Source organism: Streptococcus sp. HMSC034B05 (assembly GCF_001809055.1).
Taxonomy (GTDB): Bacteria; Bacillota; Bacilli; order Lactobacillales; family Streptococcaceae; genus Streptococcus; species Streptococcus constellatus.
In genome coordinates this window covers 100,877-112,228 of the sequence record NZ_KV795598.1, presented here as the reverse complement: position 1 = coordinate 112,228, position 11,352 = coordinate 100,877, and the positions used below count along the sequence as shown (strand labels likewise).

General features: G+C 38.7%; 11 protein-coding genes and 1 pseudogene. 8 read left to right on the top strand and 4 right to left on the bottom strand.

Annotation, left to right across the window (positions count from 1 at the left end; translation table 11 throughout):
• On the top strand, window positions 1–500 hold a 500-nt coding region (locus tag HMPREF2542_RS04090; protein WP_148129456.1), incomplete at its 5' end, for an LPXTG cell wall anchor domain-containing protein.
• A 252-nt stretch (window positions 501–752) separates the two neighbouring features.
• On the opposite strand, the gene HMPREF2542_RS04085 is transcribed toward HMPREF2542_RS04090, so the two are convergent.
• The 4 genes from HMPREF2542_RS04085 to HMPREF2542_RS04070 all read right to left on the bottom strand — a co-directional run bounded on the left by HMPREF2542_RS04085 (window position 753) and on the right by HMPREF2542_RS04070 (window position 4,530).
• Complete coding sequence (locus tag HMPREF2542_RS04085; protein WP_039677600.1) at window positions 753–1,463, bottom strand: hypothetical protein; 711 nt, start codon at window positions 1,461–1,463, stop codon at window positions 753–755.
• Window positions 1,464–1,475: 12 nt separating this feature from the next.
• Window positions 1,476–2,150, bottom strand: a complete 675-nt coding sequence (locus HMPREF2542_RS04080; RefSeq protein ID WP_003070819.1) for a hypothetical protein — start codon at window positions 2,148–2,150, stop codon at window positions 1,476–1,478.
• A 436-nt stretch (window positions 2,151–2,586) separates the two neighbouring features.
• A complete protein-coding gene (galU, locus tag HMPREF2542_RS04075) occupies window positions 2,587–3,486 on the bottom strand; it encodes a UTP--glucose-1-phosphate uridylyltransferase GalU (protein WP_037598195.1) in 900 nt (299 codons plus the stop codon).
• 27 nt (window positions 3,487–3,513) lie between these two features.
• The gene (locus tag HMPREF2542_RS04070) at window positions 3,514–4,530 is read right to left on the bottom strand and encodes an NAD(P)H-dependent glycerol-3-phosphate dehydrogenase (RefSeq protein WP_003036582.1); all 1,017 of its coding nucleotides are present in this window, start codon (window positions 4,528–4,530) and stop codon (window positions 3,514–3,516) included.
• Between the two features lie 84 nt (window positions 4,531–4,614).
• Between HMPREF2542_RS04070 and HMPREF2542_RS09990 the strand changes: the two are divergent.
• The 7 genes and pseudogenes from HMPREF2542_RS09990 to HMPREF2542_RS04040 all read left to right on the top strand — a co-directional run.
• Window positions 4,615–4,794: pseudogene (locus HMPREF2542_RS09990) on the top strand (gamma-glutamyl-gamma-aminobutyrate hydrolase family protein); the annotation flags it as partial.
• Window positions 4,795–5,012: 218 nt separating this feature from the next.
• On the top strand, window positions 5,013–6,047 hold the full coding sequence (locus HMPREF2542_RS04065) for a S66 family peptidase (protein WP_058669923.1): 1,035 nt from the start codon (window positions 5,013–5,015) through the stop codon (window positions 6,045–6,047).
• Between the two features lie 93 nt (window positions 6,048–6,140).
• A complete protein-coding gene (locus tag HMPREF2542_RS04060; RefSeq protein WP_058669922.1) occupies window positions 6,141–6,584 on the top strand; it encodes a dUTP diphosphatase in 444 nt (147 codons plus the stop codon).
• Window positions 6,544–7,962, top strand: coding sequence for a DNA repair protein RadA (gene radA / locus HMPREF2542_RS04055; protein ID WP_102989268.1), 1,419 nt, complete (start codon window positions 6,544–6,546; stop codon window positions 7,960–7,962). Before HMPREF2542_RS04060 ends, radA begins: the two co-directional genes overlap by 41 nt.
• 237 nt (window positions 7,963–8,199) lie before the next feature.
• Entirely contained in the window at window positions 8,200–9,657 is a 1,458-nt protein-coding gene (gltX, locus tag HMPREF2542_RS04050; protein WP_058670398.1) for a glutamate--tRNA ligase, read from the top strand.
• A 454-nt stretch (window positions 9,658–10,111) separates the two neighbouring features.
• Entirely contained in the window at window positions 10,112–10,639 is a 528-nt protein-coding gene (locus HMPREF2542_RS04045) for a 5-formyltetrahydrofolate cyclo-ligase (RefSeq protein WP_039677605.1), read from the top strand.
• The gene (locus HMPREF2542_RS04040) at window positions 10,632–11,312 is read left to right on the top strand and encodes a rhomboid family intramembrane serine protease (RefSeq protein WP_006268016.1); all 681 of its coding nucleotides are present in this window, start codon (window positions 10,632–10,634) and stop codon (window positions 11,310–11,312) included. Before HMPREF2542_RS04045 ends, HMPREF2542_RS04040 begins: the two co-directional genes overlap by 8 nt.
• Window positions 11,313–11,352 lie beyond the last annotated feature (40 nt).

Below are 11,352 nucleotides of genomic sequence, written 5' to 3'. Positions count from 1 at the left end.
ATGGTCAAAAACTTGCCAAGGGTACAGATTTGACGAAGTTTGTCAACCAAACTGTTGATCACAAGACGAGAACAGTTCTGTATTCATTCTCTAGTGCTTTCTTGAACAGTATTTCAGATAATAGTGAGTTCCAAGCTACAGGTTACATGCAAGTGAAACAACTTGACTATGGTACAGTGAAGAACACCTTTACTGAAATCATCAATGGTGTTGAAAGAAATTCTAATACGGTAACAGTGGTAACACCAGATAAACCTAAGACTCCGGACAAACCACAAACACCGCCAGAAACTCCTAATACACCTGAAAAACCGCAAACACCTCCTACACCAACCCCTACTCCAGTAGTACCAACTACTCCAAAAAAACCAGTAACTCCGAAAGTAAGTTTACCTTCAACAGGTGAAGCTACAAATACTGGTGCAGCGTTGACAGGTTTGGCGTTTGCAGCTACAGCATTGTCAATGCTTGGCTTCAAGAAACGTAAAGAGGAAGAATAATTCTAACGCTAACTCTTTCTGTGCTATACTTATAGCAACAAATAGAGGTTGAGACTAAGTCTCAACCTCTTTGTTATGGATGTTGTAGTTGGATTATATACTTGGACATGATGTGGGGGTAATTGAGTTCATAAAAGTAGTCCATTTTGCAAAATTAAGCAAATCGTTTTTAGGTTTCCGTTTAAATTGAGAACAAGTCAAAAAACCTTTCAAATATTGTTGAAAGGTTTTTAATATTATTAGAAACTTTTATTATCCAAGACTATCAATGGTTGCATTGATGATTTTAATAGATTCTTTTGTGTAATCTTTTTTTTGTAGTTGCTTTTCAGCTTTCGTCATTGGACGTGGCTTTACAACGGGGTCTGGTTTTACAACTGGTTTTTGTTGGTTTATTGTGTTTGTTTCAACATCAGGAACTGGTTGAACAACTGGTTCAGGCTCAGGTTCTACTTCGATGATGGGTTCTTCAACAGGTTGTACAGATGCAGTGCTGCCGTCAACAGATTGTTTCTCTCCCCATTCTTTACGTGCATCTAATTCACGTAGAACAAATGATTTCCCACGATATTCTTTCGGAACGATGGTTGCGATTTGTTCATCTGTGAAAAGTTCAGCTTCGTCAATATCTACAATATCCCAAACAATTTCCCCATCAGCATTGCGTACATAATAGCCATTTTCATCTTTTTGGCCACTCAAGAAACTGGATACACCAATGATTTCTGTGACATTGACATAACGCATACCTGTATCTACATCCCAGACACCTGAGAATACAGCTTCAAACAGTGCTTTGTATTGTTCTTCTGAATCTAATGAGAAACCATTGATGGTTTTCATCGCATTGGCACTGTATGCTCTTGATAAGACTTCAAGTTTCTTTTTGTAAGTATCAAATGATTTGTTTTTTAAGAAGCGATCTTGTTCTAGTGTTAAAACAGGCTTTTCGATTTCTGACATGATTATAGACTCCTATTCATTATTATTGATATTAAAGTTTAAGGTAATCAGCATTAGTTTTGGCTGAGTGATTTTAAATAATTTACGAGCTAGTGAAATATTAAAAATACCGATGATATTTCCCTTTACATCTTGCCTAAAGTTCTTTCCAACGACTTCTACATTCTCTTTATGTTCGTCCTTCACTGCTTCACGGACGGCTTCAAGCATAGAAGCTTTTATCTCTTCAATACTTGAATATTCACTATAAAAAGAGACGGAATGATTTTTTTTAAAAACGGCATGATAAATCATTTTTCTATAAAATTTTTTATAGATAATGGCAATTAAAAATGGTATTGCCAAGCAGATATCAACGATTGGATTTTTTAAATAATCAAATAGTTGATTGTCAAAGTAGCTAATCACCGCTAAGTAACCAAGAGCAGATAGAATTTTAAAGTAATTGCTGGCAATAACGATGTCTTCGGAACTATTTGCCACTAAAAATCCAGCCAATATATAGATAAAAGAAGCGAGTAAAGCTGCAATGTGGATATAGTCTAGCGGTATATTGAGAATATTATATGTTAAGAGTAGGAGAGCCGTGCCAGCAACGAACACAATTCCTACGAAATAAATCAGTTCAGCTAACCACTTCAACAAGACTAGAAAGACTAACGGTGTGTCTTTTTTCTTTTTTGACATTTTAATCCTTTCTATTCTTTATTTATTTTAAGGATTGCCAGACACTAACTTTCCTCATACAAGAATTTTTGTATTATAATATATATATTACCAAAATTTCATAAATAATACAATAAGATTCATATATTCTGCAAGTGAAAATCCTCATTATTTCTATGTTTTCTTTTGTTTTGAATCACAATTATAAAAAGTGAGAAAAGAAATAAAAAAAGAGGTTGAAATATAATTTTTTTAAATTTATATCATGATATGTCTTTTAGTCCGTCTCGTTCTGAAAGATGCGAGATAAAAAAAACCACCCGCTTGTGAACTACACCCAAATCATTAGATGTTTGAGGCGCAGAGTATTAATGGATGGTTATGATTTCTATTTTTACAGTAAAATGTAATGATGGGAGAGACTTTTGATGTTACCGTCAATCCTAATTGCTATCTGTTAGTTCTCTTTTTTATCTAATTTCTTACCCAACTCAATGATGTATTGTTTCATGTCGTCTTTTATTTGGGGATGTTTGAGGGCGTAATCAATAGATGTTTTCATAAAGCCAAATTTGTCACCAACGTCATAACGATCACCTGTGAATTCACGGGCAAATACTCTTTGTGTTTTATTGAGAGTATCAATGGCGTCTGTCAGTTGAATTTCATTTCCAGCACCTGGAGCTTGTGTTTCCAAAATGGAGAAGATTTCTGGTGTCAAAAGGTAGCGACCAATAATCGCAAGGTTACTTGGTGCGTCTTCTGGTTTTGGTTTTTCAACAAAGGTCTCCACGCTGTAGAGTCCATTTACTCCTTCACCTTGTGGGTCAATAACACCATAAGACGAAACGTCATCGTGTGGTACTTTCATGACAGCAATGGTTGACGCATGCGTTTCTTCATAATCATTCATTAACTGTTTGGTTAGCGGAACTGCTTTGTCGTTTGTAATGTCCATCAGATCATCACCTAGCATAACGACAAAGGGTTCGTTACCAACGAATGCCTTGGCTTGTAAAACGGCATCGCCAAGTCCGCGTGGATGACTTTGGCGAATGAAGTGAAGACCAATGCCAGTAGTCTCGTCTACAAGTTTTAAAAGGTCAGACTTCCCTTTTTCTTTGAGGTTATACTCCAATTCAAAGTTTGAATCAAAGTGGTCTTCAATAGATCGTTTAGATTTTCCGGTTACGACCAAGATGTCTTTGATACCGGCCTTTAATGCTTCTTCGACAATAAATTGAATAGTCGGTTTGTCAACGATAGGCAGCATTTCTTTGGCGAGCGCTTTGGTTGCTGGCAAGAAACGAGTTCCAAGTCCAGCAGCAGGGATAACAGCTTTTCTTACTTGAGTCATATGACCCTCCTTTTTTGTAGTAGCTAATTACGACCATTCGTTTTCAGCTTTAAATTCATTATTCATTATATCATAAATGGCGTCTTTTATGTTAAGGCTTTCATAAATCACGTGATAGATCGCTTGAGTAATTGGCATATAGACACCCAGTTCTTGTGCGAGTTCGTAAGCAGCTTTGGTGGTGGAAATGCCTTCGATAACCATGCCCATGTTGGCTTCAATATCTTCTAACTTTTCGCCACGACCAAGAGCATCACCAGCGCGCCAATTACGTGAGTGAACGGAGGTTCCTGTGACAATTAAATCTCCTACTCCGGATAAACCACTATATGTTAAGGGACTAGCACCGAGTTTGACGCCAAGACGAGTAATTTCTGCTAAGCCGCGTGTGATAATGGCAGCTTTGGCATTGTCACCGTAACCGAGACCATGAAGGGCACCTGCTCCGACAGCAATGATATTTTTTAGTGCGCCAGCTGTTTCTACGCCGATGACATCTGTATTAGTGTAGAGACGGAAGTAGTGATTGCTGAAAAGTTCTTGAACATATTTTGCTGCTTCTAAGTCTTTTGAAGCTGCTGTGATAAGAGTAATATCACGAACGATAGTTTCTTCAGCATGGCTTGGTCCAGAGACGACAACCACTTCGCTTCGTAAATTTGGAGATAATTCTTCTTCTAAAATTATGGAAAGTCGTTTGTGAGTATCGGGTTCGAGTCCTTTTGAAGCGTGCATGATTTTGACTGGATGGTCTAATACTTCAGCCACTTGTTTAGCTACGAGACGTGTGACTTTTGTTGGAACAACGAAAAGAATGGCATCAACACCGTCAAGAGTTTCTTTTAAGTCATAATAGGCAGTAATCTTTTCATCGAGAACGATATCCTTGAAATAGCGTTTATTGGTATGGTGTTCGTTGATTTCAGTGATTTGCTCGGCAAGATTACCCCAAATACGAACTTCATGTCCATTGTCATTTAATACTTGTGCCAAAGCAGTACCCCATGAACCGGGGCCTAAAACAGCAACTGTTTGTTTTTCCATGTTCTTCTCCTTGTAGAGTTTTCTAGTCTTATTTTACCATAGAAAGCGATAAATTTCTTGTTTAACATTAGTTTAGATTGTTAAGTTAAGGATTTGGCACCGAATTTTCGCGCAACAGTATTTTATCATGGAGTTAAAATTATTGAAGCGACTGAGTCGCTAGATGGTAGTCGTATCATCGGGCTTCAATGGTACCCAGAGTTTTTAATCAATGAGGAAAAAGGAAATCTAAAATTTTTTCAGTACCTTTTGAGGGAATTATAAATTTAAAATGAGTCTTAAGCTTCATTTAAGAAAATCATTCTATAATAAAACTATCAAATGAAGACCTCCTAACTTTATTTGATGAAATCCTAAACTTTTTCATAATAATCTCCCTATAAAGATCACCAAAAGGTGGTCTTTTTGTTTTATATTTTTGTCGTTGCTTTTGGCTGATTTATGTTATAATGTTTCAAATCATTGATTAAGGAGGAGAGAAGATGATAAAGACCGTTGGAATCGTTAGTTTATCAAGTGGAATCATTGGAGAAAGTGCTGTTAAACATGAAGTGAACTTGGGAGTAAAGCGCTTGAGAGACTTGGGGCTTGAAGTGAAGTTTTTAGAGCATGCACAAAAAGGAATGGGCTATCTGGCAGATCATCCTGAGTCCAGAGCGCAAGATTTGATTCAGGCTTTCAAGGATTCTTCAATTGATATGATTTTATGTGCTATCGGTGGAGATGATACTTATCGGTTGCTGCCTTATTTGTTTGAGAATGATGAGCTAAAAAAAGTTGTACATCAGAAAGTATTCCTAGGTTTTTCTGATACTACGATCAATCATCTTATGCTGCACAAGTTAGGAATCAAGACTTTTTATGGGCAATCTTTTCTTGCTGATGTTTGTGAACTAGAGACAGATATGCTCCCTTACACATTTGCTTATTTTAAAGAATTGATTACGACAGGCAGTATATCGGAAATCCGCCCGAGCGAAGTTTGGTACGAGGAGAGAACGGATTTCAGTGAAAAAGCCCTGGGAACGAAACGAACTCGTCATGAAAATCAAGGATTTGAATTGCTAAAAGGCAAAGCAATCTTTGCTGGAGAAATTTTAGGTGGTTGCTTGGAGTCGCTCTATCAGATATTTGATAATACAAGATACGAGGATACGATTGAATTGTGTGTGCAATATCAGCTCTTTCCTAGTCTTTCAGAGTGGGCAGGAAAAATTCTTTTGTTGGAAACCAGTGAGGAAAAACCAGAACCAACTTTATATCGGAAAATGTTAGAAACTTTAAAAGCAACGGGAATTTTTACGGTTTTAAATGGGATTCTTGTCGGAAAACCAATGGATGAAACTTATTATGGAGAATATAAAAAAATCCTGCTTGATGTCATTGATACAGATATTCCTATTTTATATAATTTAAATGTTGGACATGCTACTCCAAGAGCAATTGTTCCTTTTGGAGTGAAAGCTGAGGTGGATGCCAACGAGCAAGTGATTCGATTTTTGAATGAGCCAGAATAAATTAAAAAGTGCAGGCTGAAAGATGACCTGCATTTTGCGTGTTTTTTACGAATTTAGTATAATAGGGACAGCAAAAATAGAAAAGAGCAATACATGAAAATTCGCGGATTCGAGCTGGTTTCCAGCTTTACAAATGAAGATTTGCTGCCCAAGAGAGAGACGGCTCACGCAGCAGGATATGATTTAAAAGTGGCAGAGCGCATCATCATTGCGCCGGGGGAGATTAAGCTGGTTCCGACGGGTGTCAAGGCCTATATGCAGCCGGGAGAGGTTCTTTATCTTTATGACCGCTCGTCCAACCCTCGTAAAAAAGGCCTGGTTTTGATTAACTCCGTTGGGGTTATTGATGGTGACTACTACGGCAATCCTGGAAATGAAGGGCATATCTTTGCTCAGATGAAAAACATCACAGATCAGGAAGTTGTTCTTGAAGTTGGAGAACGTGTGGTTCAGGCTGTCTTTGCACCGTTTTTGCTTGCTGATAATGATGAAGCAGATGGTGTGCGGACAGGTGGTTTTGGAAGCACTGGGCATTAAGAAAGAGGAATCTATCATAGCCAAGAAAAAATCGACATTTGTTTGTCAAAATTGTGAATACCATTCGCCCAAGTATCTGGGGCGTTGTCCGAATTGTGGTGCTTGGTCGTCTTTTGTCGAAGAAGTAGAAGTGGCAGAAGTCAAAAATGCGCGTGTTTCTCTGACCGGAGAAAAAATACGACCGATGAAATTGGCAGAAGTAACTTCTATTGATGTGAAGCGCACCAAGACGGATATGGACGAATTTAACCGCGTTTTAGGCGGTGGTGTGGTGCCGGGAAGTTTAGTTCTAATCGGAGGAGATCCCGGTATTGGGAAATCGACACTTTTATTGCAGGTTTCAACCCAACTCTCTCACAAGGGAACGGTTCTTTATGTCAGCGGCGAGGAGTCTGCTGAGCAGATTAAACTGCGAGCTGAGCGATTAGGAGATATTGATAGTGAATTTTATCTCTATGCCGAGACCAATATGCAGCATATTCGTGCCGAGATTGAAAAAATCAAACCGGATTTTTTGATTATCGATTCCATTCAGACGATTGTGTCGCCAGAAATTTCCAGCATGCAGGGCTCGGTTTCGCAAGTGCGGGAGGTGACAGCAGAACTCATGCAGTTGGCGAAAACCAACAATATTGCCACCTTTATCGTGGGTCATATGACCAAGGAAGGAACGCTGGCTGGTCCACGAACGCTAGAGCATATGGTGGATACAGTGCTGTATTTTGAAGGAGAACGTCAGCATACTTTCCGTATTTTGCGGGCAGTTAAAAATCGTTTCGGTTCGACCAACGAAATCGGCATTTTTGAGATGCAGTCAGGTGGTCTGGTTGAAGTGCTCAATCCTAGTCAGGTTTTCTTAGAGGAGCGTTTAGATGGTGCGACAGGCTCTTCTATCGTGGTGACGATGGAGGGGACACGACCGATTTTGGCGGAAGTGCAGGCTCTGGTGACACCGACCATGTTTGGCAATGCCAAGCGGACAACGGCAGGTCTGGACTTCAATCGTGCCAGCCTGATTATGGCTGTTTTGGAGAAACGAGCTGGTTTGCTTCTGCAAAATCAAGATGCTTATCTCAAATCAGCTGGTGGTGTGCGCTTAGATGAGCCTGCTATTGATTTAGCGGTTGCGGTAGCCATTGCTTCCAGTTATAAGGAAAAGCCAACCAACCCTCAAGAATGTTATATTGGCGAAATTGGTCTGACAGGCGAAATCCGCCGTGTCAATCGCATTGAGCAGCGCATCAACGAAGCTGTTAAGTTAGGCTTCACAAAAATTTATGTTCCTAAAAACTCTTTGAACGGATTGAATATTCCCGAAAAGACTGAAGTTATTGGTGTGACAACGATTGGTGAAGTATTGAAGAAGGTGTTTGGGTAAGTAAGTGTAACTGAATATTGAATTGATAGGTGAGATAGGCGACGGTTTCTATATTGCTAAGGAAATTCTGTAGAGAAAGTTTGTTTTTCGCTCATCTTCTGTAAATGATTCGAAGAATAATAAAGTTTCATCGCTTCTGTTATTTCTTTTCGACAACTTGTGGTATAATAGTAACGTTTAAAATAGAAACAGGGTTTTCCTGTTAGAAATTTAAGATAAACATTAGGAGAAATGAAATTGGCGAATAAAATTCGTGTGCGCTACGCACCAAGTCCAACGGGACTGTTACATATCGGAAATGCGCGGACTGCGCTCTTTAATTATCTTTATGCTCGTCACTACGGTGGTACGTTTATTATTCGGATTGAAGATACAGACCGCAAGCGTCATGTCGAAGACGGGGAGCGTTCGCAGCTGGAAAATCTTCGCTGGTTAGGGATTGACTGGGATGAAAGTCCAGAAACGCATGAAAAATACCGCCAATCTGAACGTTTGGATATTTATCAAGATTATATTAATGAGTTGCTCGAAAAAGGCTTGGCTTACAAATCATACGTAACGGAAGAAGAATTAGCTACAGAGCGTGAACGGCAGGAAGCTGCTGGAGAAACGCCTCGTTACATCAATGAATATCTAGGAATGTCTGAAGATGAAAAAGTAGCTTATATCGCAGAGCGTGAAGCTAAAGGCATTGTTCCAACAGTCCGTCTTGCAATCAATGAATCTGGTATTTACAAGTGGAATGATCTTGTTAAAGGTGAGATTGAATTTGAAGGTGGCAACATCGGTGGTGATTGGGTTATCCAGAAAAAAGATGGTTATCCAACATACAACTTTGCCGTTGTTGTTGATGATCACTTAATGGAAATTTCACATGTTATCCGTGGAGATGACCATATTGCTAACACACCTAAGCAGCTCATGGTTTATGAAGCACTTGGTTGGGAAGCACCGCAATTTGGTCACATGACCTTGATTATCAATTCGGAGACAGGCAAAAAATTGTCAAAACGTGATACGAATACACTTCAATTTATCGAAGATTACCGTAAAAAAGGCTACCTACCAGAAGCAGTGTTTAACTTTATTGCTCTCCTTGGTTGGAATCCTGGAGGTGAAAATGAAATTTTCTCTCGCGAAGAATTGATCCAACTCTTTGATGAACATCGTCTCAGTAAGTCTCCGGCTGCCTTTGACCAAAAGAAATTAGATTGGATGAGCAATGAATACATTAAAAATGCGGATTTTGAAACCATTTTTGAGATGGCAAAACCTTATTTGGATGTAGCTGGTCGTTTAACAGATAAGGCTGAGAAATTGGTCGCACTCTACAAACCACAGATGAAATCTGTTGATGAAATCGTACCGCTCACAGACCTCTTCTTTGAAGATTTCCCAGAGCTAACAGAAAATGAAAAAGAGTTTATGGCAGGCGAAACGGTACCGATTGTTTTGAAAGCATTCAAAGAAAAAATGGAAGCTATGAGTGATGAAGACTTCAAATCAGAAAATATCTTCCCACAAATCAAGGCAGTGCAAAAAGAAACGGGTATCAAAGGTAAAAATCTCTTTATGCCAATCCGAATCGCTGTTTCGGGAGAAATGCACGGACCAGAATTACCAGATACCATTTATCTGCTTGGACGTGAAAAGTCCATTGAGCATATTGAGAAGATGCTGAAACATATTCAATAAGTTAACTAAAAAAACATCACAATATTTGAACTTTGTGGTGTTTTTGCTTTCTATATGATGAAATACTTGATTTTATGATATAATAATTTTTAATACTAAATTAAAGTAAAAAAGGCCTATATTAGCTACTTAAATGACTACTCAGGAATTAATCCAACTTGTTACAAATGGATAAAAACGCAAATTTAAAAGTGCTATTTGAAGGAAAGTTAGCAGACGAAGTACCCAGATTCTGTCATTAAATTTTGGCATCTGAGATGGATTTGATTCATTAAATAAAGAAAAAAGAGCTATGCTTAGATTAGAGTATTCATTTCATGTTTTTTATTATCTGAAACTGACATCAACTGAAGCATCTTTGCTATTTTGCTAATCAAAAAGTTGGAAAGTTTTTGTTGTTACTTTAATAAATGACGGATTGGAAATTCTGACAACCTTATCAAGGAGAAGATAAGTGAAGACGACTTTACGTAAAAAGATAGTAAGAGAAATGAAAGGACAGGAATTGATAGCAAAACAGCAGAGAGATGCTTTGCTCACACAGTACTTGCTGAAATCCTCTGTTTACCAACACGCTAAAACAATTGCGACTTATTTATCTTTGCCACACGAGTTTGACACGGGGCTTTTCATCAGACAAGCACAAGCAGATGGCAAGCGAATTGTGATTCCGAAGACTTATCCTCATGGGTGCATGATTTTTGTGGATTATAATCCAAATGACTTGGAATTGACTGCTTTTGGTATCTGGGAGCCAAGGAGTGGACAAGTGGTAGAGAAAACTCATATTGATTTGATTCACGTACCGGGTGTTGCTTTTAATAAAGGTGGCTACCGGATTGGCTATGGTGGAGGTTATTATGACCGCTACTTGGCTGATTTTAAGGGAATGACAGTAAGTACAATTTATCCTTGTCAATTAGCGGATTTTCAACCGGATAATTACGATATTCCTATTCAGGAGGTATTGATTTGTGAATAAAATTTATAATAAACAGTATCCTGTGACAAGTATTTTATTACTTATAACGACAGGACTTTTTCTAACCATGTTTTTATTGCGTGGATTTGCTTACAGCAGTACTCAAACAATTTATGAGTTTGGCGCCATGCATGGGCGAAGCATCCAATATTTTCCAAGTCAGATTTGGCGCTTGGTATCAGCGATTTTCGTTCATATCGGCTTGGAGCATTTTGTGATGAACATGATTACGCTGTATTTTATCGGACGCCAAGCTGAGGACATTTTTGGTTCATGGAATTTTCTGTTTCTTTATTTGATGTCTGGGATTTTAGGAAATGCTTTTGTCTTCTTTTTCACTCCAAGTGCTGTGGCGGCAGGTGCCTCTACATCTTTGTTTGGAATTTTTGGCGCTATTATTACGTTGCGCTATGCGGTTCACAATCCCTATATTCAGCAACTTGGTCAATCTTACTTAATTCTACTGGTTATGAACTTGGTATTGAGCTTGACACCGGGAATCAGTCTGGCAGGACATTTAGGCGGTGCAGTCGGAGGCGCTCTGTGTGCTGTTATTTTCCCAGTCCATGGCGAGCAAAGAGCTTATCAAGTGGGGCAACGTGTTTTAGCGCTGGTTATCTATTTAGTTTTAGTTTTGGGAATGGTCTTTCTTGCTTTTAATCGAGGCATATAAAAAGGGGTTGAATAGACTGCTGTATCTCGCGGCAGTCTGT

What these genes read in the sequence shown, in the direction of transcription:
- HMPREF2542_RS04070 (WP_003036582.1), bottom strand. Translation starts at nt 4,530, where the DNA reads ATGGAAAAACAAACAGTTGCTGTTTTAGGCCCCGGTTCATGGGGTACT.
- HMPREF2542_RS04080 (WP_003070819.1), bottom strand. Translation starts at nt 2,150, where the DNA reads ATGTCAAAAAAGAAAAAAGACACACCGTTAGTCTTTCTAGTCTTGTTG.
- radA (WP_102989268.1), top strand. Translation starts at nt 6,544, where the DNA reads ATGGTGTGCGGACAGGTGGTTTTGGAAGCACTGGGCATTAAGAAAGAG.
- HMPREF2542_RS04085 (WP_039677600.1), bottom strand. Translation starts at nt 1,463, where the DNA reads ATGTCAGAAATCGAAAAGCCTGTTTTAACACTAGAACAAGATCGCTTC.
- galU (WP_037598195.1), bottom strand. Translation starts at nt 3,486, where the DNA reads ATGACTCAAGTAAGAAAAGCTGTTATCCCTGCTGCTGGACTTGGAACT.
- HMPREF2542_RS04060 (WP_058669922.1), top strand. Translation starts at nt 6,141, where the DNA reads ATGAAAATTCGCGGATTCGAGCTGGTTTCCAGCTTTACAAATGAAGAT.
- HMPREF2542_RS04065 (WP_058669923.1), top strand. Translation starts at nt 5,013, where the DNA reads ATGATAAAGACCGTTGGAATCGTTAGTTTATCAAGTGGAATCATTGGA.